Origin of the sequence: Bacillus gaemokensis, from assembly GCF_001590835.1 — a bacterium.
GTDB classification, from domain to species: domain Bacteria; phylum Bacillota; class Bacilli; order Bacillales; family Bacillaceae_G; genus Bacillus_A; species Bacillus_A gaemokensis.
This window is the reverse complement of sequence record NZ_LTAQ01000020.1, coordinates 1-24,217: the sequence shown is the minus strand read 5'-3', so window position 1 is coordinate 24,217 and position 24,217 is coordinate 1. Positions and strand designations below refer to the sequence as shown.

Here is a 24,217-nt window from a genome sequence, read left to right as displayed (position 1 = left end):
CCATAAAATGCCTATTATTACAATCATTTCATTTGAAATAATTTACATAATAATCTGCACTATCACTTCCAAGCACCTTTAATAATTATTACGCAAGTATTCCAAGGATTATCCCATAAGTTTTTAATTAGATTATTCATTATATTATTTCAATGGTTCTAGAGGTTATAATTTCAATTACCAAATGGGTTTAACTATAAATTGATCACGAACAATAGGACTATAGATAGTGGAAATCATAAAGAAATATAATCCTCGACTCGTCATTCGCAAGCTCATTTCCTCACCTTCGGACTGCGTCCCCCAGCACTAAAAAATAGCATGTTATCCTACATCTTCATAGTAATTTTGTATCTCATAAAACAGGTACAATAAAAGATCATCTATACGTGTATAAAGGTGTAAACTACCTGTAGTTAGCAACTCAAATAAGATCGAATGTGAAAGCTCTGGAAACTCTGTAAGAGTAAACGAATAGATGTAGGCCACTAAATCTACAGGAAAAGAAGTAACTGTAGAGACTCGCTGAACAAAAGAAAGCTGAGAGTCGGAAAGAGTGCCTAAAAGAGTAGTGTTATAAGTAGCTGGAGAGATCGAAATACTAGACATTAACAAGCTCCCACCCACCACCGGATCTTTAAGTGTATACGGATTTGGCTCATTTTTTTTAAGGGATAACACAGGTGCATCCATCTCAACGGGGGCTGAATCTATATTTCTATTATTCTCTTCTTGGATTAGTTCCATAGGTTGCTCCTGGGCCACCAATTCAAGCGTTGTCTTCGCTCCGCGCCCTTTCCCTTCAACCATTAGGTTGATACGGTTAGAATCTTGCAAACGGCTTATAACTACTTTGAAAGATGAAAAAGGTACTCCCATATCCTCTGCCAGTTTGCGTTGTGATCCAGAGATCTTCCCCTTTTGCTGTTCCAAGTATGCTAAAATATCAGCTTCCCATTCTTCCACGTGGCTATATTGACGGTCTTCACGATCTTTTTTTCCTATAAACGGACGATACGAGAAGGGCATACCCGATAACAAACAGATATGATATGCAGACGGCCCTTGTTTTGATCCCTGGAACGCACTTCGCACCTTCCTTTTTACTTCTCCAATAGATAAAGGCTGTTCTAAATTTGCGTTCCACTCTTGTAGTCTCGTTTCCGCAGCTTCTTCACTATAATCAGAAGCTTTAAAAGCTAGTGCTAATGTATAGCACGTATTGTCTCGCTTCCCTTCTTCCACACCTTCTAATAACCTTAAAATCGCTGGATGAACGAGTAAATTTTGTTGACCGATTACAACTGTTTTAGAGAAAGAACGGTCTTCTTGCTGAATAATCAACCAATCTATAAGATCATGAAATAACACTCTATTATTAGACTCATAAGCTATATTTTCAGCTGTAGGGATTCGGAAATAACGTTCTGCACCAATTGCAGCCAAATCCCCGCCGATTTGCATAGCCACTTCGCGTTGGATACGCTTATAAAATTCAATCGTTTTGGCAAATGCACGTTTAGCAACAGAAAAATAAAAATAAACATGGAAACCACCACTAGGCGTATTAACAATTAGGCCTGGCGTTGGAAGGCCTGCACCTTCTACCCGATCTAAGATATCTGGTACAGTTAGCCCCTCATTATTAGGATTATTTTTCACATCTATATCAATTACGAGCGCATTTAGCCAACGCAAAGACGATTCATCTCTTCGATCATTGCGGTAAAACGTATTTGGCGTGTAGTATGTAGTGTCTTCTTTCATAGCAAATAATGTTTTATATGTACGAATAGCCTTAAATTTCTTACAATCATCACTTAAATACGTCCAACCGTGTTCATTATCATAACCACTTACTTGTTTATCACCTTGACGTTTTGCTACTTCCGTAAACTGATTCTGAAATATTTGTCGATAGACATTCACTTGCGTTCCTCCTTTCTCTGGAGAAACAAAAAAGACAGATAGCCCAAGCTATCTGTCCTCATTTTTGAACCTGCATATTAATTTTCTCATGTCAGACAGTGTCTCAAATTGACTATGAATTTATTGCATAGACAACAAATTTCATGGTACAATGGACACAGACATTAAGTAAAATATTAATATACATCCAGTTTGTTCGAAATAAACTGGAAATGGTTCAAGCTATGGTCGAAGATAGCTTGTTCCCGAAGCAATCTTGTGATTAGCAAGATTGCTTTTTTTTATTCTTTTTTGTTTCTCTTAGACATTAGTAAGATTTATAATTTCATTTGTTTATTTATGTAATTTATGTAAATAAGTCTCTACTTTTCTAAATTGTGCGAATAATTTTCTGTTCTAGTACAAATATACTCCTTTTCTTTCCAGGCTGCAACCCCTTATTCTTTTTTATATTTTTCAGATTGTTAACTTCTTATTATTGTTAACATTATACTAAAAATATAAAATAAAAATTACTATAAACCCTTATAAAACAAGCATTTAAACGAAAAATATTTTTGTTAACTTTAATAAGAAAATACTTCCATTTTCAGTTTAGTTATGATATATTGTTAACAAAGATAAAAAAGGAGTGGAGAAAAAAATGAAAATTTCTATGGTGAATAAAGACTCTGGAAACTCACTTGATATGAATTTGATTGATGGTTTTTATCTTGAGATCCCTACAAACGTTGTAGAAATCAGCAAAGATGAAGCTGATTCTCATTTTGTCGCTGCCATTGGAAATCCTAAAGATCTAGATTCTCGCTTATTAATCTCTACAACAATTCCTGGAGAAGAGAAAGAAAGATATTTTTTAGTAGGTGAAGAAGCCGCAAAACACGCACTAGCAAATAATCACGTTAATAAACTACACGATAAAATCACTAGTCATATCCCTTATGTAATGTTTTTAGCTGCTGTATCTTATTACCACGCTATTAATGAAGAAAGAGAATCCGATGATAACACTGTTGAAATCGAGTACTTCCAAACAATGTTACCTATTTGGTTACTAAAACGTACAGCTAAATTCAGCGAAGCTCAAACAGCAATGTCAGAACGTTTTATAGGAGAACATATCGTATCTGTTCACACTCCTGGTTTAGAACGCACTTTAAATATTGATGTTAAGAAGGCTGCTTGTCGTATTGAAGGAGAAATCGCACGTTTAGGGATCAAGAAAAACTTTGAGTTAGAAGATCGCGAGGAAGCAAGACAGTTTGACAATAATGATACTGTATTAGTCGATATTGGCGGCGGTACTATTGATCTTGTCTTATCACCAACTGGTTTAAAAGCACCGAAAAACCGTGATTCTATGCAATCAATTGATAAGCTTGCTTATTTATCACATATCGAAAAATTACGAAAAGAAAAATTCATAGAATACTTCGATGATCTACGCTCTTTCGAGATATTCATAGTACAGAACTACCAAAAACCTAAAATGGAATTAATTGACGGAAACAGCGGGAAACGCACTGATTTAACTGATAAAATTAAATCTTCTTTAAAAGAATTTGCTAACATCTTAATTTTAAAAATCCAGGATGTTATGCCTGCACCAGCTGACAAAGTATACAAATACATTTATTTTGGCGGTGTTGCTCCAATTCTAGAAGATAGCATCCGTGAAGTTATTGAGGAAATGTATGGCGCTGAAATAGCGCAAGCAAATCATATTTTCTTGCCAGATTCTCGTAAATTAAACCTATATGGCCTAGAAGTTAAAAGCCGTGGTGAAATGCTACAAAAAGCATCTAAATAGGCATATCACCAGAAAGAAAGGAGGGAGCTCATGGGACGCACTAGCAAAGAAGAAAGACAAAAAGTGTTCGGCCTTCGAACTGATAATATGAGTGAAAAAGTATACAGCCACTTAGATAAGAAAGCTCGCTCAAAACAACTAGCTTCATATCTTATAAAATTAGTTGAACAAGACTTAAAAGGCCAGGAGCCATTTGATGCAAAAGAAGAACTTATTGAGGTTTCAAAAAATCAAGATTATATGATGAAGGCAATTGAACAATTAACAAGAAAAATTTCCACTATCCAAGTAGCTCCAGCTCCATCTGTTTTTATGCCAAATCAAGAAAATAACACTGCATCCCTAGAAAATGATTCATTAAAAGACATTGGTAAATCGGGACAATTAATAACAAGTAAGGTGGTTACTGGATCTCTTGATGATGAGGATTTAGAAGACCCCGATTTTTAGAAAAAAGGATCTCACTCCTTATTTAAAGGAAGTGCGATCCTTTTTGTTTAATCTATAAATGAGCGACTTTGAACGGGAGGGATGAATCTATGAGCGAATCCGAACAAGAACGAGCCTATTGGACTCATGAAGTTGCTGACAAACTCCAGATATCACACAGCACATTAAAAAGGTGGTGTAGTGAGCTAGAAGCGAGCGGGTATAAATTCACCAAAGGCACAAATGAGAGTCGTGCATTTACCGCTCATGATTTATCGGCGCTGGAAAAATACAAATATCTAACAAAAAAACAAAAGATACCAAAAGATACGGCTGCATCTACTGTTACAGAGGAATTTTCTAAAAATATGAGCGCTTGGGCGCCCCCCGCCCACAAAGAAAATGACCATTTTTCAAGTAGCCCACAAGCCGCCCAAACACTTCAAACACTTATGCAAAGGTTCCAGGAGCAAGAAGAAATGAATCGTCAGATTCTCCAAGAATTAAAAACAGCTAATGAATTGAATAAAACAATTTCTTCACAATACGAACAACTAAAACAAGAGATCCAGGCCCTTAATGACAATCAAAAATTGATAGCATCTAGTCAAGAAAAAAAACAAGGGTTTTGGGCGAAGCTTTTTGCAAAGAATAAGGACGTATGATGATAAATCCATCACACGTCCTTATTTCTGTTCTGATAAGATCATATCCACTTTCACATTCGGTTGTATTCCCATATCATTTAATTTCGATTCTAATAAAAGCACTTCTTTTTCAAATCCTTCTTTTAAAGCGATATCCGATATTCTTATGACACTCCATCCTTTATCTTTCATATGAGCATCACGTCTTTTGTCTTTTCTTTTATTCTCTGGTACTCGATGGAATGGTCCATCCACTTCAAGATCCAGTTTCCTTCCGTTGGGTGAATAAAATGCAAAGTCTAACTTATAACGTGTACCAGGGACTTTCTGTTGCACAGTAGGATAATATCCTTTATAACGAAGTGCATCATAAACCTGTTTTTCTAACTTACTTTGGCATTTCTTACGTTGTGTATCACTATCTGGATTATAACCACTAGAAGAAGTTGTAATTTGAGCTAAAAAGAAAAATAACAAAGTGCATCCAAGAACTATAAATAACCCCATCATACCTCTTCACCTCTTCAATTTTTTTATCAAGGACAAATTACATCCTACTCAATCGCTGCATAGGCTAATGACTAAGCAAGAACTTTTAAATTACTTTATCAACAACTTAAATCACTACTTACTTAATGTTACCCATGTATTAACGTGTTATAAGTAGCAATAACAAGAAATAAAGGATGTGTTTATGACGACGAGGGCGGAAGGTCGAGGGAAGTCATAGTGCCCCTTAACCAAAATTTTATACCATGTAATTTTTACCAATAGGGTTAATTTGTCCTGGTAAATATTTCAATGGATCAGAAAGGGTGGATTTCATTGCTAGCAAAATTAGAGAAGGCCCTACAAAATTACCAAAGTTATATAAAAAGAAAAAATCAAATTAACGATCTAGAGGAACAAACTAAAAAATCATTTCATTCAGCAAGCTTGTTTTTGACTCACATCACGTATGGAAATGTCAAAACCTACATTTACCCTACTATCCAAAAGATACTTATATTAGAGACTCACAAGGAGATTATTTTCACCATACCAAAAGGCATGAACCCAAAGAATTTAACTGAAAAGGAGTATGTCTTTAAACAATATTTAGGCGACAGTATCGAGCTAGAAGTAGGCTCCATAACTTGTGTTATACGGATATTCCCTAAACGCATGAAAAGCTTAAATTACAGCTTTAACGAGCTTCTAGTGAAGAACGAACCTTTGCCGATTATTGTTGGTCAAAACAAATATAATCAATGGATCAAATACTCCCTCATTACATCACCTAACACATTGATCAGTGGTGTACCAGGAAGCGGAAAAAGCTCTATGCTTCGTACTATTTTAACAACATGGGTTTTAATGAAAAAACCTCACGAACTCGAAATGTACCTAGTTGATCTAAAGAAAAGTGAATTTCACATCTTCGAAAACATTGAGCATGTAAAAGTTGTTTGCGACACTCCAGGACAATTTAAACCTATTATGAAAAAACTCAAAAATGAACTTGATAAACGCGGCAATTTATTAAAGAAATACGGTGTAAGTCACATCAATGATGTTCCATTATCTAAAAGACCAGCCTTCATTGTGCTTGTGATTGATGAAGTAATTGTATTAAAAAAAGAAAAAGAAATTACAGAGGATTTGTTACAATATGCATGTTTGGGAAGGGCCTACGGGATGTTTTTACTCTTGTCAATGCAACGACCTTGTAATAAAAGCTTAGATACGGCCATACGCGCAATTTTAAACGCTAGGTTGGGCTTTCGTTCAGAGGATAAAACAAACAGCGATATAAGCGGTACTCCTGGCGCTGAAAACATTCCCTCTGACGAGCCTGGACGAATGATATTTAAAATAGATGCTGCTAGTCTCCAGGAAGTTCAAGCGCCCTTTTTATCTGTAGAAGAAGCAAAAAAACTACTATCCCCCTTTAAACGAAAAGACGATCCAAAAGGCCCAGAGTATTCCCATATAAACAACGAAAAAGATTCCAATACTATCTTTGGATTAATGGAGGATTAATCCCATGAATAAACGTGACAAAGCTATTTTAGACGATCTAATTCGTTTCCGTGTTTTAAGTCGAAATCAAATTATTACATTACACTTTTCACATTTAAAAAATCCCGTGTCGAACTGTAATTTGGTTTTAAAACGCCTTCAAGATCGAAATTATATCCGTTCCTATAAATCTTTTCAGCCCTATGTCTATGCACCGTATGAATCCAAAATAAAAGACAACAGCCAAAAAATTTTTCACTTTCTATCCATCGTTGATACTTATATAGAATTAACGAAATACGATACGCCTTCTAACGTACTGATTGAACCAAAATTCGGTCAAAAAGGAACAATTGAATGTGATATGTTTTGTTTATTCCGAAACACTCCATTTATGATTGAAATTCAACGCAATCAATACAGTGAAAAAGTTATGCAATCCAAGATAGAGCGCTATGAACAATTTTATTTATCAAACATTTGGCAACAATTTCATTGGCAACGGCAAAATAAAAAAGTATTCCCTATTGTCCTTATGATTACCGATACACATTATCAAATCACAAGCGAATATATAAAAGTAGTTCAAGTTCCGAATATTAACAGTTTAATGAATATGTTCTCTCCTATGAAAAAAGCTTCTACATCTAACCTCGCTAAACAAGGTATTAAAATTAAAATTAATTAATATAGATGCTATAATATTAGTAATATCGAATGTAGGGGTGAAAATATGCAACCGTTATATGATCGAAATTGTAATTTAGTAGCTTGGTTAGACGAGGAAGAGAAAATTTATATTTTTGATACAAATATGAACTGGATAGCTTTTGTATGTAAACATAATGTATTTACTACTAAAAATGCTAAGTGGTTGGGCCCCGTTAAAAATGGGACTTTCTTTGATACCAAAGGTCAAGTGGTTTTATGGAATCCAGATTCTCCTATTGAGTCTATTGGTACACCTAACGCACCATATCCTCCTTATATTCCATATACACCGTATAGACCCGCTAGACCGTATACACCTGCTACACCGTATACGCCTGGAACTCCTAGAAACGGATGGTCTAAATTAACAGTTAGTGATTGGGCTAGTGAATAATTCAGTTTACTGCAACCAAGAAAAAGCTATTTATCTTTTAAAAGATAAATAGCTTTTTCTTTTACAAACTCCAAAAATCATTTATATTCACTTCTGGATCATGCTTCCTAATAGCTTTAATCAATAGTTTCATAACTCCAGGACTAGGAATATACTCTCTCTCATTACAAGCTTTTGAGATTGTACTACGACTCACTTTACTTGCCTTTACTAAATCCTGTTGTTCTAACCCCTGTTCAAATAACCATTTAGCCAATTTGGTTTTATGTTTTCGCTTACCCCACATCGTTATACAATCCTTTCTCCCTTTATGTTTTATTAGTATTTTGGTCACGAAAACATTGATTTATACATTTGTTTGATTTTTCAGTCATATGTCCAGAGTTTTACACATATGTTTAAATTAAAGATAATAAATGCCGCTTTTTTGTAATTTTTTTGTGGAATGTATCATACATAACAATAGTAATAGTTTGCCACTATAAATCAGCCTATTAGCAAACCATTGCTATGATTATTCGAAAAAAATTCAAAAGAAAAAGCACCTATATAGGTGCTTATTTCTTTTTCTCTTTATATCTCGCATTCCCTAATACTTTTTGATTACTTTTCTCTTTATTCAACGTAATTGATTTTTTATCTTTATTGATAAGATCCGAAAGAGATTCAAGATTTTCTTTAAACTTTTTGACCGTTAATTTATAACTAAATGCATCGGGAACCCTTTTTACATTTGAAATTTCTGTAACTCCAATATCTAACGAATAACGTTTGAGCTTTGGAAGCGTACTAATATCTCTCTTGACCATATCTTTGACTTTAAAATACGGTACGTGAAATAAAAAGAATGTATTTGTTTCCTCATGCTTAATCTCAACAGCATATAAGGAATAATAATGTTCTTTTCCCTCACGACACTTAGGACATTCTTTTACCTCTTTATACATTTTTTCCAACATAAAATGTACTGGTTGTTTTCCAACCTTCATTTTATGCTCATTACATAACTCACGATGAAATGGCGGTATAAACGCTTTTAATTGTGCATATTTACTACGTGCTAATAAACTAAAGGCTTGATGCTTCAAATCATATAAATATTGACGTTGTTTCATACATTCTTGCCTCTTTGGTTGCTTCATTTTCCCTTTAAGAAGCCATGTGCAATGTTCAATGTGGAATGACACCCATTGCGTCCAATAAGCCAAACGACAGGTATAAAATAACTCTTGATTTATGCTATGCCACTTCTTTTGTAGCGCCTTATATTCTTCACTATATTGTTTTTTTAATGAGTCTTGTATTATTTTTTGCTCTGTAGACACTCTAATCGCATCCTTCCTTGTTAGAAGTATAAATGTATACTAAGAATAACATACAGATGTATATTCCCTTAAATACCTTTACAACAAATCTATATTTCTTATAAATCTTTTTACATCTTGCTCCATACCCGATAGCTCAAATTTATGGACTATAGGTACTTTGTACATCTTTGCAATTATATCCGCGCTTCTTGCAAAGCTATGGCCCCAATTACGGTTCCCACTCGCAGCCACACCCAACAATTTATTATGATTCCTTTTCAAAAAGCTCAACGCTCTCTCTGGCACTTGCCCAAATCCCGTTGTATACGTAACAAAAATAAAATTATCTTCTATTTTCATATTTTCCTTTATTTTGATTGCTTTCAGTCCTAATTTAGAAATAAAACGTTCTACATTTCCTGTTTTTGAATCGTAACATACTAAGATGTCTTTCATGATGCACTTCCCCCTTATATTTTGAAAGAAAGGATGAAATTTATTGAATTATATTATTTACTTGTTATAACATTAAAGAAGGAATTTAGTGTACCAGACTAAATTCCTTTGATGAAAAATCATTTGCAACAGAATACCTTTTGTAAATTCACTCTATACCTTTGTGTGGGGTGTTTTTACTGTGCTTTTAACATAAAATTCAAGATTGTATATCCCATTTTCCTCATTGTGCAACCGTGTTTTTTAGCCAAAATATCTAACGTACGGCGTTCCCCAGATGGAATTTCAACGCTTACAAGCTCATATACATTTTGATTGTATTCATGCAATGGAATATCATCCATATAAGCGTACTCTAAACCTTCACGGATCAATTCTCCAGCAATGATGCTTACCTCTTCATCATATAAGTTCAATTGCTCTAATTGATCATACTGTGCTTCGCTCAAAGGTATAATAAATTTCGTTCCTTTATTCTTACGAGATTTAGCCCCTAATGATTTTACTTGAACTTTTTCATCCAACATAACATTTAACATTTTAATTACCCCTTTCGTTTTCAACTATTTTTCCAATCAAAATTCCTCTAAATCTGTTTCTATAACTTTTACTTCTTTTCCATGTTCTTCACTTAAAATTTGTTTGACCCCTAAATTATTATCTTCCCTTAATTGGAATCCTTCTTCGGGCCAAGCCAAAAGCCATGACTTTTTATATTCTTCTCCACCCATTACGTACCGCACATCAAAAACGTACAACCTGTTCACCCCATTTTTATGAAGTTATTAAGCTGATATTCTCACTGTACTTACGGCCGCCAAACAAACCGCAACGCCTAGACGTTCATCCCTATAATTTTTGTCACCAATTTTTATATGCCAATAACCATCCACTTTATTGATCATCGCATTATGTTCTTCACCTAGTTTTTCTAGAATATTTGTAGACTCATTAAGAGCGCCAAAATGATCCAATGGCATATTTTCAAACGGTTGATTTTCCACCCCCCAATACTGGCCCACTCGTTGTAAGCCGAAAAACTCTTTTGCTATGACATGATCAAGCTTTTCAGTTATGTGCAAATCCTGAAAAGGAATCCACCAGTCAGATGTGCTCATTGCAACAAATTCTCTTGTTACACCGTGAAAGAGAATGCAACAAATATTAATGCCCTCATCATCTTGTTTAACAACAAAATCAAATTGTCTTAATGTATTTCCATTTTTATCAGTTGCTCCAATTTCAATTTCTCCCTGTTTTAACATTTCGATATGGTTCATTATGAAATCCCCCCTTTAATTAATTCACTAAACTAAATGAGATCAAAGCACTTAATAAAACTAATCCAACAAAACTTAATGTATTTTTAATGGTTACAGACACTTCTTCTCATCCTTTCTTCTAAAAAGTAAATTGTGTTAGAATGCCCTTATTAATATTTCTGTTGCCTATAGACATTGTTGCTTAATTCTTCAAAACAACAGCCTTTTTCAACCATTTCGTCATAACATTCTTCACAACAAGCCCATTCTTCATCACATAAATACCCACCGGCAATGCATGTTTTAGCTCTATTAGAAGCCATTCCACAATTACTACATCGGGTTTGCCCATTATCTTCCTCTCTAACTATTTGACCGTTATGTGTTGTAATGGTTACAAACATAAACAAACTTCCTTTCTTAACAAAATTATAATTTATCGTTGCGATAGGTAAGACTTTGAAGTTATCTCCATCTTTTCCCCCGCTTAACACTGTACGTGCGACTTTCACAAATAAGGAAACGTGTCGCGCAAATAACGATTTTATAAAACATCAATTTCTAGTTGTTTCTTCCTTTCGGCAAAATACTTCATTCTTACTTTTTTTCGATCAATCGGTACTACTTGACTCGCTAGAAACTCAAGGTTAATAGTCGCCTCATTTAAGACAATAGAAGTATGTTCAATGACTTTATATTGTTTTCCACGACTAGGAACTGTTCTACCAGGTTGAAGGTCTTCAAAACGTTTGTCATCGTATTTATACAAAACTGATAACTTTTCAAACTTACGTAACAAAGGTTTAACCTGTGCAGAAATAAAATCATGAACTTCTAAATTCTGCACGGTATACCATATTGTCAATTCTCTTCCGTATATTTTGAAGTTTTCAATTCCAATAACAAGAAACATTTTTCCTTTCACTTCAATGACAGCACCGATTTTGTGTGGCTTTTTTGGCGACTCAAATAATAGTATGACTTGCTTTAAAGAATGAATAAATTGGCTCATCCTGTATCCCTCTTTTAATAAAATTCAAAAACTATTTGATCAAAAATACTTTCTTCAATACCAAGCCATTCACTTATATTTTTGTAATTTTCTGAAATGAGTGAGTAAAATTTTTTGAGGGATTTCGATTTTCGATGAGGATATGTTAAAATACACTCATCGTTGGTAATTTTTAAAAGATTGTTTGACACAACAAACCATCCTTTCTAAATTATCACAAGTTATAGAAAGAGTCCTGGCTACGTTTCCCGACATTGACAGGGCTTTTTCTTTTGCAATTTTACTTTTCAAATTTCTCTAGGGTTAGTTTTCTAAAGAATTCTGAATATGTCTTTTCACTATCTTTTATGCGTTGCCAATGTTCTTCGGAAAGTGTAACTGAAACCTTTCTCGTTATACCGAGAGACGGACGACCAGCACCCTCTCTTTTCCCTCCATGCTTTTTCATTTGTTCCCCTTCCTGGTAGTCTTTTGATTTAGGTTACCTTTATTATAATGAATTAAGTTACTTAAATCAAGAGTTTTTTGAAATTTTTTGACTTTTTATTTAACTACAATTTTAACTTGTGCCCCATCTGGTAAATGATCCACTTTGTTTCCTATAAACGATCCAGCCCCTCTATTATCCGCAGGCTTGATATACTTAATATCCGCACCCGATCCACCTTCCTTGCACATAGCCATTGGATATTCATCACGATCATATCCTTTTTTTGTTGGTACACCCGCTAGAGATTGTTTCCTTCTATCCGCGGCCCCTTTTCGGTCTATAGTACAAATATCAGTTTTCCCTTTTTCAACGGCTTCTTTGATATGAGCGCCCGTTTCTGGATATTTAGAAGAAGGAAATTCTATGACTTGCGCCACTTTTTCAGATCCATTTTCTTGTTTTACACTTGTTTTATCGTGAGTCATTGAACATCCCGTAAACAGCATACTAACAACCACAAAACCACCTATAAAAGCCTTTTTTTTCATTAATACCCTCCTTTGTAGAAAATAAGTATTTTATAAATCAAATTCACTTGAAGGAATTAATTTCCCACCAATTTTTTCAATATCTTTTTTTGTTGCTCTTATAATTCCTAATAACTCTCTCATTTGTATATGTTCATTTGAATAAATATCTTCATGATTATCATATATTTCACGCAATTCCACTTCTAAATCACCTAAAATTCCCTCAGCCTTTAAAACAAACCCTAGTTCTTGTTTCATCTTTTTTCCTCCTATCCTTTAATAAAATTCACTAAAAACAAAATCATAAAATACATCCGCAACACTTTCCACATCATAATCACTAACACATTTGTATAAAGCCTTAATTAACATCGGCCTTTCATCTTTAAAATTGATCTTGTAATCCACAAGAAAACTCCAATTAAATGAAGGGATAGCAATTAAACAGCTATGTTTCATATCATGTTCGCAAAAACACACCGTTGGTGAATCATAGTTTTTTAAGGCTTCAAATTCCGCGAATTTCACCTATATCGCCCCCTTTCTATTTATCCCTTAATCCTTTTATGAACGTGTCTTATTGAAACGCCCGCTAAAAGGATTAAAGCAAGTGTAATTCCAAAACTAGCCATTACAAACGGTTCAATATCTGGATTTATAACGCCCATGATTAAAACCTCCCATTCCCCATTTAGAAAGATAAAATCTATTTAGTCATTAATCCTTTATATTTTTTTTGAGCTGCATTAGTAATGCTGACATTAACTAAAATTGGAACTAGCAAATACGTCACAAATTTAAAACCTGTATACGCTACAACAACTACACTACAAATAATAAGCACTATTAAAGAAAGAAAGGAAATCACAAAAATGCGCTCATATTTTTTGTATCTTTGTTCCGACTCTGAACGTCCTTCACTTACACCCATTCTTCTCCCCCTTATTTTTCTATAGCGTGAAATTCTCCATCGTTTTTCTAATCTCATCAGCTTCAATACCGATATACCGTAATGTTTGCCCTTGTGTTGTATGACCAAATAATTTCATTAAATAATATACATCTTTGTTTCTTTGATAGTAAAAGTAACCAAACGTTTTTCTCATCGAGTGTGTACCCCAATGATCCCTATCAATGCCACAAGACAGGGCCGCTTTTCTTAGGATTGTATCAGCCATTTGTCTTGTGATTGGCTTATCTCCTTCACGACTTGGAAACAGCCAATCTGAATCCGCCATTTCTTTTGTATACTTTTCAATTTCACGCTGCAAGACCGAATTAAAATATACCTCAACGGTATTTTCCGTTTTCTCCATTTTAATTTTTGCTACGTCTTTTCCTCTAACATCTTTGACTCTTAAACGTAATATGTCACTGATCCTTAAACCTGTATTAATACCAAAATAAAAAATAAAGTAATTCCGATAAGACGAGTTGCGCAATAACCATTCTTTCATTTCGTCAATTTTTTCAAGTGAACGAATCGGCTCTTTTGCTCCTGGCTTACGTCCTCCTTTCGTCATATAAAATGACCTCCTAATCTTTGTTGTTAATTATATTATGTAAAACTTAATTATATTATAACTGTAATTTGTAAAATTAACAATGATTTCCTTTGGTTTTTTTACATGAAAAAACCAGCTATTGCATGCGTAAAACGCACTATATAGCTGGTTTACACCAATTTGCTATTTTCATACTTTTGTAAAACTCATTTTCTATTCTACGAAAGAAGCATGTTCTTTCTTGTATCGCTTATATTCATCATACTCACTTAAAATCCATACCACGAAACAAAATACTCCTGGAGCAATAAGTGTAATCCATAGTCCCGTTTCTAATGCCGCTGTACCCTCTGTTTTATAGTATATGATTGTAGATAATACTCCTAACAGAACTATTATTGTAAAAGGTACAATTAACAACCATCTTATCATAAACTTCCTAAACGGTTTCGATTCCCCATTAAAACCTGTTATAACGGCAACTATTAATGACATTACAAAAAATGAAATGCCCCAAAGCTTTAAGTCTTGCGCATTCCATTCATAATGATTAGCCCTGGCTAGTGTGAAAATATAATACCATCCAATTAGACCTACACCTAAATATACCCCAATCGTTAAATTAAGCGCACATACTTTTAAATTTTTAATCATTAAATTTCCTCCCTATGATTAAATGTCCCTACAGCTTAATTTTTGTGTTGTATCGTTCTAGGATTACCAAACCATTCATACATTGCCGCTCTAGAAACTATCCATGACTTTTGTGTTTTCTTACTTTTGTTATCAGCTTTTTGTGGCGGTTCAAAGTATTTAATTAGCCCTTGTTGAATCATTCGGTCTATTTCCTCTTGTGATGTAACCGATGGTTTCACTTTATTTCGTACTGTATTATATGGTATTCCCCATATATAAGATGCTTCGGAAAGAAACAAATACTTATCAATTTCTTTCATTGTTGTTCCCACCAGTCATTATTTTTTTAATTTATATCCCGTTCCGCTTTCTAGTTCATAATTTTCCTATATCTTACAATTTCATTTTAACCAACATTGGTTAAAATTACAATCTTTTTCATTCGACAAAAAAGGCCAACTATATCAATTCAAATAACGCTTTGGTTAAAATTTTTGATTCTGCCATTCAGTAATACAAGCTGATTCAATTTCCTCAAATTCTTGTGTTTCTTCATCAAGATCAATGACAGAATAGCTAGGTACTACTAAAAATTCTTTTCCACAAACGTTACAAGTAGGATTATCAAGTGCATAAACTCCTTTAATTGTGTCGGGATTTTGCAAATCAAAATCAGCATTTTCGAAAACTACAAGACCATTGCACCCTTTAACGTTACATTTATGTGCTTCAATAGCCATTTCTCATTCCCCATTTCTTAATAAAATTCAAATTGTATTAAATTTATGCTTTTGTTACAAAAGATTATCTGTTTACCATGATGTAGCTTTTTTCAAAATTTATAATTATATGTCTTGCTCTATAGGATCTTCTTTATTTTCTCTATGTTCTCTAGATAGCCTTTTTGATTCTTCAATGATATGTTCTATTGTAAAAGGTAACGATACAGTCAATTTAATATAAAATGAACGTGAAAATATAGACTCTGATAACTCGAATACCATTGTTTCGGCATCAATTAATGAAATTGTTGCATGTCCGTCAAGTTTATAATTCAATTCAATTTTACGATTGTTTTCTAAAGAAATAATAATGGAGGTATTTGTAGTTTGTAAATCTGACATACTTAAGTCGAATAACTCTTTTATAGGTCTTTGATATACCTCCAATCGACATTTTTGAGCACCAAGATATTTAAGTAATTTAATGATAGACAGTTGATCTCCTAAATCAATAGGTACATAAGAATTATGTTCTTTTTCCTTTAATTCCACTAAATATTTTGTATACGTATACTCAAAAAGCCACTTCTTAACCCTTTTAAACATTCTAATCCCTCCGTTTTCATACAAAATTCAAATTTGATTAAATCCTACAAAATAATGCTTTTATTAAAAAGATTGAATAACACCTAAAAAATCATGAGAGCCATATTTTTGATTTTTAAATTCATTAGAATAACTCATTTTATATCCATTTCAATTCTCCATTTTCCAATAAAAACTATCCAAAATAGGTTCATATAGTCATGATCGTTGGAGCTGGGTGAACTGGATCACCAAACCATATAACCATTGCTTGTTGACTAATAATCCATTCTTTCCGTTGGCCCTTTGGATGTAAGAAATATTTTATCAATCCCTCATCCAGCAAACTTTGTATATTAGCTCTTTTCTCTTCCGTCATTTTTGATGGATTATATTTATCTCTCAACGTTTCACGGGCCACTCCCCAACGATATGCTGCTTCTGCTGGTGTCATATAGTTTTGAATCTCTTTCATAAATAAGGCTCCTTTGTAATCTAAATATGATAAAATATATGAAAGAAGGGAATGGACGAGATTCCCCTCTTTACGGTCACTTATTTGATTAACCCTTTGTTTGCTTGTAGCATCGAAGGGTTTTTTATTTGGTTTTCTAAAATTGCTAAACGGATTAATTTTAATTTAATATCTTTACTTAGTGAAAGCCATTCGGAAATACATGTTTTCATTATTAAAATACCCCCTTACATATTGGTGGATGATCCATAAATTCCCCTTCATGTACAAATACGTCAAATACGTCATCTTCAAGCATTGATTTAAAGGTATATCCTTCCTCCCAAATCTCTTCATACACTTGATCCCACTTACCTGTAAAAGATCTCCTTGTGATATTTCTATCTTTTAAATACTTCTCCACAAGAGCTTTTCCGTGATTAATCGCATTTTGCATATCCCAAAATAATTTCACTTCTGCCCCCTGGCCATCGTTATTATCCCAATCACTCATAACTATAATTGGTTTCATCTCTTATAATCCCCTTTCTAATACCCTTATTTTTTACGCCTTATAAGGCGATTATACACCATTAAAAAACGCCTTGCAAGGCGTTTTTGTGAAAAGTCTGATTTTTTTAAACCTATTTCTATTTAATTTATTGAGGTTCTGTATAAGCTACAGCTTTACTTCTTTCATCAGTCCATCTACTACTTATATTTCTAATCTTACAAGTATTATACGCATCTACACCTAGTATTTTTTCGGTCTTTTTTAGGTTCTCTGGAGTCACGCCTTTACCCGAATTCCCGTGATTTAACCAGCCCCAGAAGTATATCCTTTCGGATTCTTCAACGTCCCGTCTGTATGTAGCAACTTCGTGCGGTTGCGGGCGATTATTCACATTTACTATTACAGGGATTCTTTGATTAAATTCTTCAAAGAAATAACTGGACTTAAAATGATTATCTGGATCATATTCTAGGCCTAGCACTTCACATAATTCATTGTATTTTTCACCTAAATAAGTATTAATATTGAAACCAGGTTTCACATCTAATTCAAAATAAAAATTTCTTAATTTCGCCCCGAACATTAATTTAAAAGGAGATTCATCTATAAAAAAGAAAACATCAAAAGTTACTTTATTGAAAGTGAAATCAAATCTATAACGCTTTATTTCTTGTCTTTTCATCTCTTCATACAAATTCACCAGACCATTTAATTTCATTGTTCTACCTCCCAATTATAAACTTTTACTTTATTTTACCATTTGGAACAAAATATTTGTTTCCTAAAAAAAGTAAAAAACCTTACTTTTAACAGCAAGGTTTTTCATAGTGGGGTAATAATATTCTTTTTTTATAATCCGCTGATTTTTACCAACCTGTTCCATGCTCTGTATATTGAATAATGCTATCTTTAGAAACGGATTTAGCTTGTTGAGTATCATTTGATGAAGTAATCCCTAAAGTCATGATCATTGCAGCCACAAACCCTATTAAACCGATCTTTTTCATTTCAACGACTCCCTTTCCTGTAATCTTTTTTCTGCTTGATGAGCTATGTGATAATACTTCCCTGCTTTTTCTAAATTATTTTCTTCAACAAATTTAATTGCTAACTGTTGAGAGTAGTCTTTCACATATCCAATTAATCCTTCTTGTTCAAAAACAGAAATTCCTTCTTGTATTACTGATTCTAACGTTTCTGTTGATGATCCATTGTTCATAGTTTCTAAAATTTTATAATGATGCTCGTATTCTTTATTTCTTAAACTTTTACATACATTAATTCCTTCTGGAATCAATTTTGATGCAATGCTCTTTTGACCTAGTTTAAAATATTCTCTTACTAGTAAGAAATTGGCTTTCAAAAGCGGAAGATCTGTAAGGCTGCACTTCTCATGCTCAATCACTTCTGACAAATAACGTATTGCTAATTCAGACATATCTTGATCTGCATATAACAATCCTAGATTTTGACGTGTTTTTAAAATTAAATTTTCATGCCCTGTATTTTCTAAAATATTTAGGGCCACAAGGAAATGTTCTTCTGCTTTTTCAAACTGTCGCAATGTATTACAAGCTAATCCTATTATGTTCTCGCATCCTGCGACGTTAATTTCATAGCCATTGTGTTTCAAAAATAATTCTTTAGCATACAAAGCATGATCCAGGGTTTTTAATGGTTGACGTGTTTGCCAGTAATATATTGCTCGTTTATATTGAAATTCGGCCTTTTCAATAACATCTGGAACAAATTCCAAAAATTTCTCTGCATTATGATATGATTCATTTGCTCTGTTATAATCCCCAATTTCTACAGCATGAAGCGCCTTGAAAAAGTGATAATAATATGTTAAAAAGTTTTCTCTCGGTGCTGGTAAACCCTCTAGGGCTTTCAAACTATCTTCCGTAGCGTCTTTATTATCAAAAAGTATGTTGTAACGGAAGTTAAGGAGTGCATAATACACAATTATATTTTGATCCTCTTCTATACCGTGAATTTTGCTATCAATGCTTTCTTTTAACTGCTGGGCTGTATCAATATTTCGCATACGAATTTCTTCATACCATTCATTCAATAGGCTTGTAATTTTTTCTTTAGTTGTTGTTTGAACACCCATAACATTCACTTCCCCTTTTTCATGTAAATTAATACCATAATATCAAAAATTACAGAACAATACATTTAATATTCAGAAAAATGGATGTTTCTCAACAAAATAGCTAATTATTGTTTTTTTTTGAAATAAGTCTAATACTTACTTAAAAACATTTACTAAATCTATACTTTCTTTCAAGAACAACCCTAATAATAAAAAATCAGTTGCCAAAATAGCACCGTTTTTGTAAATTAGTTGCAATCACATATAAACCTATTCTACAGCCTATTTTTAGGATTTTGTTGTCTTTTCGAAATGATCCATCTGTTACCAATTTTTATCGCCTTTACTTCACCAGCTGCACATAAATTTTTTATTGTTCCAGGTGGCATATCCCATTGCTCGGCTGCTGTCTCAACGCCCATAACTTCATCTAACGGGTTACTATCATCAGAAATATAATTCATTACCAATTGGCGTAATGTTTCAGCTGGCGCACTTGTTTTTTTTAAAAATTGCTCCCAGACATCGTCTGGAAGCCTAAATTTCCGTTGCATATTAAAACCCCTTTCTTTCAATTTCACAGTGATATGTTTCAGCAAGATCATTCGCATATTTTAAAGCAAGATGCCGTTCTTTTCCTCCAAACATCTTTTCATGCTTATATGCCCCATATACCCTTTCATTTTCCACATGCTTCATCGGGATAATTGGCCATACTTCAAGTTGTACATTATATTTAACACGCTTTGTGGCATACTCTTTTCTTCTAACAAGTGTTACAACATTTTTCATTTCTGTATTCACAACATGTTGAGCGTGTTTAAAAATTTCCATTTGATATTTTTTTATTTTTTCAATAATTCCTTCCAGCCTTTTGATATCTCTTTCACAACTACTGTTATACTGTTTCAGTCTTTCAACGTCATATATGTGCTTGATTTTATCAAAATTAGCATTAATGTACATAACGGGCATCCTCCTTTTTTAAAACCTAAGAGGGAAATTCCCTCTTAGGATTCAAGCTTCGGTTTTGATTTCTTGATGCGTTTAACCTTGTGCATGGTACGAATTTCATCAAGTGTGAAATCTTTTTTATGATATTTTTTGTATTTACCTTCATACCAGTACCAAGCCTTTTTCTTTGCTGCCCATTTAAAACCAAGTTCTTTTAATTCTTTTTTTATTTTGTAAGTATTGCCTGTGATCCAGATCCAAGTTCCGATGATCTCAATTTCAAGATCATATTTTATAATTTCATCAATGATATTTTGATATGCTCCAGTGTTTTCAGATGTGTTATTTAGTTTTTCAAAGAGCTTATCATATTCCTTCTTTAGTTGAATAAAGTCTTCATGTTTTCCACCTAAATCTGGATGGTGTTTTTTTGCTAATTTTTTGTACTGTTTCTTTAGTTCCTCTAAGGTAGTGACACTGTGAAAGAAATTCATGGTCAACATCTCCTTTTTGTTTATTGAATGCGCTAACGCATTTCTTAATTATATATTATCATGCGCTAGCGCATTAAACAAGTATTATTTTACATTTTTGTATTAATTTTACAATTATTTTCAAAAAAATAAGAGCTAAATATATCTAGCTCTTACCATAAATTCGTTATATAAATATCAAGGTGAAAATATTGGCCCGCCAATACTTTTCAAGATTTCTAGAACATCTATATTAATGTGATAGATCGAAAAAATCATACTAAGCACTACAAACCGAATTAAACTTTTTATTTTTTTCATTAAAAGAGAGACAATCGACCCTAAAATGAATACAACTAACAAAACTGTCATAATTGTTCCCATTTTCCCCTCCCAAGCTAAAATAATAATTCCTTTAATACAAAAATGATTTTAAGGCTCTCTGTAGCTGAAATAACAAACAAATACAGATTTAATACTCATTGTATTGATACATTATCAAAAGTTTCTTAAACGCGAATCTGGAAGGTCATTTTCTGTGGAATGGTGGAAGTTTATTATGATGATAGTCGTAAATGAATTGTTTTGCCATATACATGATGCCAATCCCGTTTGTCACAATAGAGATTAGAATAAACAGTGTTTGTAAATCGGTTCTATCAGTTAAAAAAGTTCGAAGAATATACATACCAATAAAACTAATGGCCACGATTCCAAACCCGTATATATCGTATTTTCCGTTTTCTAGCTTTTCCTGTTCAATATCTAATGTCTTATAGCACAGATATGCAACAATCCCTGTTATTATCCAAATAAGTACGCTTATCATGTCATGATCCACCTCCTTTCCTCCTTATAAACTAGCGTACTTATTGGGTTTCAACATATAAAATCAGCTTATATATCCATCCTCTTTCAAAGGCTGTTGAATCTTGGTTTCATCGACTACCCATCTATTTTTTTGATCATCATATATCAGCGAAATATCCAAAGGCATTTGTGTAACACTAGAAACACCATTAACGGTTATTTTTTGCCAAACACGAGCAAATACATTCGCATGTGTTGCATCTATTGGTGTATAGTACAATAACAATTTATCAATATCAGAAACTATAGTTTTATTAGGTTCCGTTTTTTCTATGGCTTCATTTATATCTGTCCCTGCTGGAACTAACATTTTTAAAGCTTTTTCCGTAGTAAAAGGCTTGATTTTAGACCATGCTCTTTCTCCCTTTGCGGTATCATAAGCAAAAAAGGCTTTTAAAAAATCCTCAGCATCTTTCTTTACCTCTGTTTCCGTATTTCGTTCTTTTCCTTTCAACTCCTGGTCTAATTTTTCATTTTTCTTTTGCATTACTTGTAATTTTTTATTTGCATCTTTATATTTCTTTTGATATTCATTTACTTTAGAAGTTTGAGAGGTTGCATATGCCCCAACTCCTAAAAATAACAATATCAAAATAGCTATAATCCCCTTATTCATACTATTCATCCCCTATCTCACACGTCTAATTCCCGAAAAGTGATCTACCCAGTATTGTTTACTTAACTCTGCATAATGTAAATGTGTTCCCCCAGCGTTGAACATTTTATTGTCACCAATGTAAATCCCAATATGAGAAATACCAGCTTTATATGTGTCATGGAAAAAAACTAAATCTCCAGGTGCTGGCTTATCTACTGGGACTGTTTGATTATACATATCCTCCGCTGTTCCGCTAATTCTAATCCCTAGTTTGTTGTAACTCCATTCAACTAATCCCGAACAATCAAAATATGGCGGCGCCCGTCCCCCAAACACATATGGATAACCATCATAAGGTGACACTAGAGCCATAATTTCATTAAATTTAACATTGGCTGGGCCATCCCCTGTTCCATCTCCTGGGCCAGCACCACCACCGCCAGCGTTAACAACATAATGTTTTAACACTTTTTCTACGTACGAAAAGTCCCCATAACAATATGGACTTCTAAAGCCACATTGAGTGCGTCCCCCGTTATGTTCTAAGGCGAATTGTTTTGCTAATTCAAGTGTATACGCTCCCCCATTTCTTTGAATAAAATTGATAAATCCTGGCCCGAAATTGTATGTTTGAAGTGCTAATTTAATTTTTTCTATATCAGCTGGGCCAGAAACACCAGCTAACTCTAAAGAGTGTTTCAATTCCTGTATGCCGCACCAGATCGAATAGTCAGGATCTGTTATACCATTTTGTATTTTTGGATAACGAGTGTTAAAAGCTCCCTCTGCACTCTGCATGATATCGACCAAAATCCCTCCGCTCTCCTGTTGTATAAGGGCCAAAGCGAGTGGCACAAAAGGTTCCATCCCAAAAGTTTGCGCGTGTTTTCTTACAAGAGGTTCCCATTTTAAGACTTCTGGCGATACAGTCGCCGTTCCTATCCCGCCTATCCCGCCTACTCCACCTGGAGTTGCTGGTTTTTCGTCATCTAACATTAAAACAGTAACCAAACCAACTCCAGCTACAGTAATCATTAATGCCGCTAAACTAATCAAAATTACGATCAGTTTTATTTTCCATCCCTTTTTCTTCTTTTGTTTTTTTTGAACCTGCTCTACTATTTCCTGCTCAACCATTAATTGTGATTGGCTAGATTGCAACTTTTCTTCCCCTCCTTTTACTTAGAAAGAAAGCCCTCATTACTTAGAGGGCTTATGTTACATTCTCTATATCTTCATCTTCATCCATTGATGCTAAGTGTCGAGATCCACGCGCTGGATTGTTATACACTTGCTGGCGTTGACCTGGGCGCACTTGTTCTTCTTGTTCTTCACGTTCTTCTGTTCGTTCTGTATTAGATACATTCTCTATGTCAGTATGATTATTTTGTGCTTCATTTTCATTTGATGATGTATTTGTTTCTTTCTCTTTTACTGCTTCTGTCGATTCAATCCAATCTTGAACAATTTCTTGAATTTGTTCTTCTGGATTTGTTATGAAATCTTTCAACGGATTAGAAACATATTTTTCGTTTTTAATTACTTTTTCTTGTCTTTCTTTTATTTCAGAGGAATCAATATTTTTTGTTGGTATTTGTTCCGTTGGAACATTATTTTCTATTGGTGTTGTTTTCGTTTCTTTAGTAGCTGCTACGACTGGTGTAACTACTACATTTTGACCTGGCACTTCATTATGAATCGGTGCAGCTGGCGTTACCGGTGTTGTCGTTGGCCCAGCAGCTACTTCTTGATTTGGTACTTCATTATGAATTGGTGCAGCTGGTGTTACYGGCGTTGTTGTTGGCCCAGCGGCTACTTCTTGACCTGGTACTTCGTTATGAATTGGTGCAGCTGGTGTTACCGGCGTTGTTGTTGGCCCAGCGGCTACTT

39 protein-coding genes and 1 pseudogene are annotated in these 24,217 nt (G+C 33.8%); 6 read left to right on the top strand and 34 right to left on the bottom strand.

What is annotated here, in order from left to right; all coding sequences use genetic code 11:
• Positions 1-324 precede the first annotated feature (324 nt).
• The gene (locus AZF08_RS16595; protein WP_051725923.1) at positions 325-1,929 is read right to left on the bottom strand and encodes a primase C-terminal domain-containing protein; all 1,605 of its coding nucleotides are present in this window, start codon (positions 1,927-1,929) and stop codon (positions 325-327) included.
• A 643-nt stretch (positions 1,930-2,572) separates the two neighbouring features.
• Here AZF08_RS16595 and AZF08_RS16590 point away from each other — a divergent pair.
• From AZF08_RS16590 to AZF08_RS16580, 3 genes are all read left to right on the top strand, one after another.
• Positions 2,573-3,739, top strand: a complete 1,167-nt coding sequence (locus tag AZF08_RS16590) for a ParM/StbA family protein (RefSeq protein ID WP_033678073.1) — start codon at positions 2,573-2,575, stop codon at positions 3,737-3,739.
• A gap of 30 nt (positions 3,740-3,769) precedes the next feature.
• The gene (locus AZF08_RS16585) at positions 3,770-4,189 is read left to right on the top strand and encodes a hypothetical protein (protein WP_033678071.1); all 420 of its coding nucleotides are present in this window, start codon (positions 3,770-3,772) and stop codon (positions 4,187-4,189) included.
• Between the two features lie 89 nt (positions 4,190-4,278).
• Complete coding sequence (locus tag AZF08_RS16580) at positions 4,279-4,833, top strand: MerR family transcriptional regulator (RefSeq protein WP_033678069.1); 555 nt, start codon at positions 4,279-4,281, stop codon at positions 4,831-4,833.
• Between the two features lie 21 nt (positions 4,834-4,854).
• Here AZF08_RS16580 and AZF08_RS16575 read toward each other — a convergent pair whose 3' ends face one another.
• Complete coding sequence (locus tag AZF08_RS16575) at positions 4,855-5,325, bottom strand: endonuclease domain-containing protein (RefSeq protein WP_033678067.1); 471 nt, start codon at positions 5,323-5,325, stop codon at positions 4,855-4,857.
• A 315-nt stretch (positions 5,326-5,640) separates the two neighbouring features.
• Between AZF08_RS16575 and AZF08_RS16570 the strand changes: the two genes are divergently transcribed.
• The 3 genes from AZF08_RS16570 to AZF08_RS16560 are packed head-to-tail and all read left to right on the top strand — an operon-like array spanning position 5,641 to position 7,921.
• Complete coding sequence (locus tag AZF08_RS16570) at positions 5,641-6,837, top strand: FtsK/SpoIIIE domain-containing protein (protein ID WP_033678065.1); 1,197 nt, start codon at positions 5,641-5,643, stop codon at positions 6,835-6,837.
• A 4-nt stretch (positions 6,838-6,841) separates the two neighbouring features.
• Positions 6,842-7,504, top strand: coding sequence for a replication-relaxation family protein (locus AZF08_RS16565; protein WP_033678063.1), 663 nt, complete (start codon positions 6,842-6,844; stop codon positions 7,502-7,504).
• Between the two features lie 45 nt (positions 7,505-7,549).
• Positions 7,550-7,921 (top strand): 4-fold beta flower protein, encoded by a 372-nt coding sequence (locus AZF08_RS16560; protein ID WP_033678061.1) that lies wholly within the window; start codon positions 7,550-7,552, stop codon positions 7,919-7,921.
• Between the two features lie 61 nt (positions 7,922-7,982).
• Here AZF08_RS16560 and AZF08_RS16555 read toward each other — a convergent pair whose 3' ends face one another.
• The 32 genes and pseudogenes from AZF08_RS16555 to AZF08_RS30490 all read right to left on the bottom strand — a co-directional run.
• Positions 7,983-8,207, bottom strand: a complete 225-nt coding sequence (locus AZF08_RS16555; protein WP_033678059.1) for a helix-turn-helix domain-containing protein — start codon at positions 8,205-8,207, stop codon at positions 7,983-7,985.
• A gap of 271 nt (positions 8,208-8,478) precedes the next feature.
• On the bottom strand, positions 8,479-9,246 hold the full coding sequence (locus AZF08_RS16550; protein ID WP_033678058.1) for a hypothetical protein: 768 nt from the start codon (positions 9,244-9,246) through the stop codon (positions 8,479-8,481).
• 78 nt (positions 9,247-9,324) lie between these two features.
• Complete coding sequence (nrdI, locus tag AZF08_RS16545) at positions 9,325-9,675, bottom strand: class Ib ribonucleoside-diphosphate reductase assembly flavoprotein NrdI (protein ID WP_033678086.1); 351 nt, start codon at positions 9,673-9,675, stop codon at positions 9,325-9,327.
• Between the two features lie 185 nt (positions 9,676-9,860).
• Positions 9,861-10,223, bottom strand: a complete 363-nt coding sequence (locus AZF08_RS16540; protein ID WP_033678057.1) for a hypothetical protein — start codon at positions 10,221-10,223, stop codon at positions 9,861-9,863.
• Between the two features lie 36 nt (positions 10,224-10,259).
• Positions 10,260-10,415, bottom strand: a complete 156-nt coding sequence (locus AZF08_RS16535; protein ID WP_235190119.1) for a hypothetical protein — start codon at positions 10,413-10,415, stop codon at positions 10,260-10,262.
• A 54-nt stretch (positions 10,416-10,469) separates the two neighbouring features.
• Positions 10,470-10,964 (bottom strand): hypothetical protein, encoded by a 495-nt coding sequence (locus tag AZF08_RS16530; protein WP_033678051.1) that lies wholly within the window; start codon positions 10,962-10,964, stop codon positions 10,470-10,472.
• Between the two features lie 184 nt (positions 10,965-11,148).
• The gene (locus AZF08_RS30500; RefSeq protein WP_161486795.1) at positions 11,149-11,298 is read right to left on the bottom strand and encodes a hypothetical protein; all 150 of its coding nucleotides are present in this window, start codon (positions 11,296-11,298) and stop codon (positions 11,149-11,151) included.
• Positions 11,299-11,490: 192 nt separating this feature from the next.
• Positions 11,491-11,958 (bottom strand): hypothetical protein, encoded by a 468-nt coding sequence (locus AZF08_RS16525; protein ID WP_033678049.1) that lies wholly within the window; start codon positions 11,956-11,958, stop codon positions 11,491-11,493.
• 280 nt (positions 11,959-12,238) lie between these two features.
• Complete coding sequence (locus AZF08_RS16520) at positions 12,239-12,406, bottom strand: hypothetical protein (protein WP_033678046.1); 168 nt, start codon at positions 12,404-12,406, stop codon at positions 12,239-12,241.
• A 95-nt stretch (positions 12,407-12,501) separates the two neighbouring features.
• Entirely contained in the window at positions 12,502-12,936 is a 435-nt protein-coding gene (locus AZF08_RS16515) for a NucA/NucB deoxyribonuclease domain-containing protein (RefSeq protein WP_033678044.1), read from the bottom strand.
• A gap of 30 nt (positions 12,937-12,966) precedes the next feature.
• A complete protein-coding gene (locus AZF08_RS16510; RefSeq protein WP_033678042.1) occupies positions 12,967-13,176 on the bottom strand; it encodes a hypothetical protein in 210 nt (69 codons plus the stop codon).
• An 18-nt stretch (positions 13,177-13,194) separates the two neighbouring features.
• A complete protein-coding gene (locus tag AZF08_RS16505) occupies positions 13,195-13,446 on the bottom strand; it encodes a hypothetical protein (protein ID WP_033678040.1) in 252 nt (83 codons plus the stop codon).
• A 178-nt stretch (positions 13,447-13,624) separates the two neighbouring features.
• Positions 13,625-13,849, bottom strand: a complete 225-nt coding sequence (locus tag AZF08_RS16500) for a hypothetical protein (protein WP_033678038.1) — start codon at positions 13,847-13,849, stop codon at positions 13,625-13,627.
• A gap of 19 nt (positions 13,850-13,868) precedes the next feature.
• Positions 13,869-14,441, bottom strand: a complete 573-nt coding sequence (locus tag AZF08_RS16495) for a tyrosine-type recombinase/integrase (RefSeq protein ID WP_033678036.1) — start codon at positions 14,439-14,441, stop codon at positions 13,869-13,871.
• 195 nt (positions 14,442-14,636) lie between these two features.
• Positions 14,637-15,077 carry a hypothetical protein gene (locus AZF08_RS16490; RefSeq protein WP_033678034.1) on the bottom strand — a complete coding sequence of 147 codons (441 nt, stop codon included), beginning with the start codon at positions 15,075-15,077 and terminating at the stop codon, positions 14,637-14,639.
• A gap of 35 nt (positions 15,078-15,112) precedes the next feature.
• Positions 15,113-15,379, bottom strand: coding sequence for a hypothetical protein (locus AZF08_RS16485; RefSeq protein WP_033678032.1), 267 nt, complete (start codon positions 15,377-15,379; stop codon positions 15,113-15,115).
• Positions 15,380-15,544: 165 nt separating this feature from the next.
• Complete coding sequence (locus tag AZF08_RS16480; RefSeq protein WP_033678030.1) at positions 15,545-15,799, bottom strand: hypothetical protein; 255 nt, start codon at positions 15,797-15,799, stop codon at positions 15,545-15,547.
• A 105-nt stretch (positions 15,800-15,904) separates the two neighbouring features.
• On the bottom strand, positions 15,905-16,387 hold the full coding sequence (locus tag AZF08_RS16475) for a hypothetical protein (RefSeq protein ID WP_033678029.1): 483 nt from the start codon (positions 16,385-16,387) through the stop codon (positions 15,905-15,907).
• Positions 16,388-16,577: 190 nt separating this feature from the next.
• Positions 16,578-16,841, bottom strand: coding sequence for a hypothetical protein (locus AZF08_RS16470; protein WP_033678027.1), 264 nt, complete (start codon positions 16,839-16,841; stop codon positions 16,578-16,580).
• 80 nt (positions 16,842-16,921) lie between these two features.
• Entirely contained in the window at positions 16,922-17,053 is a 132-nt protein-coding gene (locus AZF08_RS31805) for a hypothetical protein (RefSeq protein WP_265182929.1), read from the bottom strand.
• Positions 17,054-17,055: 2 nt separating this feature from the next.
• On the bottom strand, positions 17,056-17,352 hold the full coding sequence (locus tag AZF08_RS16465; RefSeq protein ID WP_033678025.1) for a hypothetical protein: 297 nt from the start codon (positions 17,350-17,352) through the stop codon (positions 17,056-17,058).
• Positions 17,353-17,479: 127 nt separating this feature from the next.
• On the bottom strand, positions 17,480-18,052 hold the full coding sequence (locus AZF08_RS16460; RefSeq protein WP_033678023.1) for a DUF6037 family protein: 573 nt from the start codon (positions 18,050-18,052) through the stop codon (positions 17,480-17,482).
• 148 nt (positions 18,053-18,200) lie between these two features.
• Entirely contained in the window at positions 18,201-18,341 is a 141-nt protein-coding gene (locus tag AZF08_RS30495) for a hypothetical protein (protein WP_156029180.1), read from the bottom strand.
• The gene (locus AZF08_RS16455) at positions 18,338-19,450 is read right to left on the bottom strand and encodes a response regulator aspartate phosphatase (protein WP_033678021.1); all 1,113 of its coding nucleotides are present in this window, start codon (positions 19,448-19,450) and stop codon (positions 18,338-18,340) included. The genes AZF08_RS30495 and AZF08_RS16455 overlap by 4 nt, the downstream gene beginning before the upstream one ends.
• 257 nt (positions 19,451-19,707) lie before the next feature.
• On the bottom strand, positions 19,708-19,986 hold the full coding sequence (locus tag AZF08_RS16450) for a helix-turn-helix domain-containing protein (protein ID WP_033678019.1): 279 nt from the start codon (positions 19,984-19,986) through the stop codon (positions 19,708-19,710).
• A 1-nt stretch (position 19,987) separates the two neighbouring features.
• Complete coding sequence (locus AZF08_RS16445) at positions 19,988-20,398, bottom strand: hypothetical protein (RefSeq protein ID WP_033678016.1); 411 nt, start codon at positions 20,396-20,398, stop codon at positions 19,988-19,990.
• Positions 20,399-20,442: 44 nt separating this feature from the next.
• The gene (locus tag AZF08_RS16440) at positions 20,443-20,880 is read right to left on the bottom strand and encodes a molecular chaperone DnaJ (protein ID WP_033678014.1); all 438 of its coding nucleotides are present in this window, start codon (positions 20,878-20,880) and stop codon (positions 20,443-20,445) included.
• A 177-nt stretch (positions 20,881-21,057) separates the two neighbouring features.
• Complete coding sequence (locus AZF08_RS16435) at positions 21,058-21,243, bottom strand: hypothetical protein (RefSeq protein ID WP_033678012.1); 186 nt, start codon at positions 21,241-21,243, stop codon at positions 21,058-21,060.
• A gap of 145 nt (positions 21,244-21,388) precedes the next feature.
• Positions 21,389-21,700 carry a hypothetical protein gene (locus AZF08_RS16430; protein ID WP_033678010.1) on the bottom strand — a complete coding sequence of 104 codons (312 nt, stop codon included), beginning with the start codon at positions 21,698-21,700 and terminating at the stop codon, positions 21,389-21,391.
• Between the two features lie 51 nt (positions 21,701-21,751).
• Complete coding sequence (locus tag AZF08_RS16425) at positions 21,752-22,345, bottom strand: hypothetical protein (RefSeq protein WP_033678008.1); 594 nt, start codon at positions 22,343-22,345, stop codon at positions 21,752-21,754.
• Between the two features lie 12 nt (positions 22,346-22,357).
• On the bottom strand, positions 22,358-23,488 hold the full coding sequence (locus AZF08_RS16420; protein WP_407639483.1) for a bifunctional lytic transglycosylase/C40 family peptidase: 1,131 nt from the start codon (positions 23,486-23,488) through the stop codon (positions 22,358-22,360).
• Positions 23,489-23,540: 52 nt separating this feature from the next.
• Positions 23,541-24,217, bottom strand: a pseudogene (locus tag AZF08_RS30490) (hypothetical protein); the annotation flags it as partial.

What these genes read in the sequence shown, in the direction of transcription:
- AZF08_RS16485 (WP_033678032.1), bottom strand. Translation starts at nt 15,379, where the DNA reads ATGAAAGAAATTGATAAGTATTTGTTTCTTTCCGAAGCATCTTATATA.
- AZF08_RS16465 (WP_033678025.1), bottom strand. Translation starts at nt 17,352, where the DNA reads ATGAAACCAATTATAGTTATGAGTGATTGGGATAATAACGATGGCCAG.
- AZF08_RS30495 (WP_156029180.1), bottom strand. Translation starts at nt 18,341, where the DNA reads ATGAAAAAGATCGGTTTAATAGGGTTTGTGGCTGCAATGATCATGACT.
- AZF08_RS16435 (WP_033678012.1), bottom strand. Translation starts at nt 21,243, where the DNA reads ATGGGAACAATTATGACAGTTTTGTTAGTTGTATTCATTTTAGGGTCG.
- AZF08_RS30500 (WP_161486795.1), bottom strand. Translation starts at nt 11,298, where the DNA reads ATGGGCAAACCCGATGTAGTAATTGTGGAATGGCTTCTAATAGAGCTA.
- AZF08_RS16555 (WP_033678059.1), bottom strand. Translation starts at nt 8,207, where the DNA reads ATGTGGGGTAAGCGAAAACATAAAACCAAATTGGCTAAATGGTTATTT.
- AZF08_RS16530 (WP_033678051.1), bottom strand. Translation starts at nt 10,964, where the DNA reads ATGAACCATATCGAAATGTTAAAACAGGGAGAAATTGAAATTGGAGCA.
- AZF08_RS16470 (WP_033678027.1), bottom strand. Translation starts at nt 16,841, where the DNA reads ATGAAAGAGATTCAAAACTATATGACACCAGCAGAAGCAGCATATCGT.
- AZF08_RS16425 (WP_033678008.1), bottom strand. Translation starts at nt 22,345, where the DNA reads ATGAATAAGGGGATTATAGCTATTTTGATATTGTTATTTTTAGGAGTT.
- AZF08_RS16500 (WP_033678038.1), bottom strand. Translation starts at nt 13,849, where the DNA reads ATGGGTGTAAGTGAAGGACGTTCAGAGTCGGAACAAAGATACAAAAAA.
- AZF08_RS16565 (WP_033678063.1), top strand. Translation starts at nt 6,842, where the DNA reads ATGAATAAACGTGACAAAGCTATTTTAGACGATCTAATTCGTTTCCGT.
- AZF08_RS16560 (WP_033678061.1), top strand. Translation starts at nt 7,550, where the DNA reads ATGCAACCGTTATATGATCGAAATTGTAATTTAGTAGCTTGGTTAGAC.
- AZF08_RS16455 (WP_033678021.1), bottom strand. Translation starts at nt 19,450, where the DNA reads ATGGGTGTTCAAACAACAACTAAAGAAAAAATTACAAGCCTATTGAAT.
- AZF08_RS16445 (WP_033678016.1), bottom strand. Translation starts at nt 20,398, where the DNA reads ATGTACATTAATGCTAATTTTGATAAAATCAAGCACATATATGACGTT.
- AZF08_RS16590 (WP_033678073.1), top strand. Translation starts at nt 2,573, where the DNA reads ATGAAAATTTCTATGGTGAATAAAGACTCTGGAAACTCACTTGATATG.
- AZF08_RS16450 (WP_033678019.1), bottom strand. Translation starts at nt 19,986, where the DNA reads ATGCAACGGAAATTTAGGCTTCCAGACGATGTCTGGGAGCAATTTTTA.
- AZF08_RS16585 (WP_033678071.1), top strand. Translation starts at nt 3,770, where the DNA reads ATGGGACGCACTAGCAAAGAAGAAAGACAAAAAGTGTTCGGCCTTCGA.
- AZF08_RS16520 (WP_033678046.1), bottom strand. Translation starts at nt 12,406, where the DNA reads ATGAAAAAGCATGGAGGGAAAAGAGAGGGTGCTGGTCGTCCGTCTCTC.
- AZF08_RS16575 (WP_033678067.1), bottom strand. Translation starts at nt 5,325, where the DNA reads ATGATGGGGTTATTTATAGTTCTTGGATGCACTTTGTTATTTTTCTTT.
- AZF08_RS16515 (WP_033678044.1), bottom strand. Translation starts at nt 12,936, where the DNA reads ATGAAAAAAAAGGCTTTTATAGGTGGTTTTGTGGTTGTTAGTATGCTG.
- AZF08_RS16475 (WP_033678029.1), bottom strand. Translation starts at nt 16,387, where the DNA reads ATGTTTAAAAGGGTTAAGAAGTGGCTTTTTGAGTATACGTATACAAAA.
- AZF08_RS16490 (WP_033678034.1), bottom strand. Translation starts at nt 15,077, where the DNA reads ATGATTAAAAATTTAAAAGTATGTGCGCTTAATTTAACGATTGGGGTA.
- AZF08_RS16580 (WP_033678069.1), top strand. Translation starts at nt 4,279, where the DNA reads ATGAGCGAATCCGAACAAGAACGAGCCTATTGGACTCATGAAGTTGCT.
- AZF08_RS31805 (WP_265182929.1), bottom strand. Translation starts at nt 17,053, where the DNA reads ATGAAAACATGTATTTCCGAATGGCTTTCACTAAGTAAAGATATTAAA.
- AZF08_RS16525 (WP_033678049.1), bottom strand. Translation starts at nt 11,958, where the DNA reads ATGAGCCAATTTATTCATTCTTTAAAGCAAGTCATACTATTATTTGAG.
- AZF08_RS16540 (WP_033678057.1), bottom strand. Translation starts at nt 10,223, where the DNA reads ATGTTAAATGTTATGTTGGATGAAAAAGTTCAAGTAAAATCATTAGGG.
- AZF08_RS16495 (WP_033678036.1), bottom strand. Translation starts at nt 14,441, where the DNA reads ATGACGAAAGGAGGACGTAAGCCAGGAGCAAAAGAGCCGATTCGTTCA.
- AZF08_RS16440 (WP_033678014.1), bottom strand. Translation starts at nt 20,880, where the DNA reads ATGAATTTCTTTCACAGTGTCACTACCTTAGAGGAACTAAAGAAACAG.
- AZF08_RS16510 (WP_033678042.1), bottom strand. Translation starts at nt 13,176, where the DNA reads ATGAAACAAGAACTAGGGTTTGTTTTAAAGGCTGAGGGAATTTTAGGT.
- AZF08_RS16460 (WP_033678023.1), bottom strand. Translation starts at nt 18,052, where the DNA reads ATGAAATTAAATGGTCTGGTGAATTTGTATGAAGAGATGAAAAGACAA.
- AZF08_RS16480 (WP_033678030.1), bottom strand. Translation starts at nt 15,799, where the DNA reads ATGGCTATTGAAGCACATAAATGTAACGTTAAAGGGTGCAATGGTCTT.
- AZF08_RS16535 (WP_235190119.1), bottom strand. Translation starts at nt 10,415, where the DNA reads ATGGGTGGAGAAGAATATAAAAAGTCATGGCTTTTGGCTTGGCCCGAA.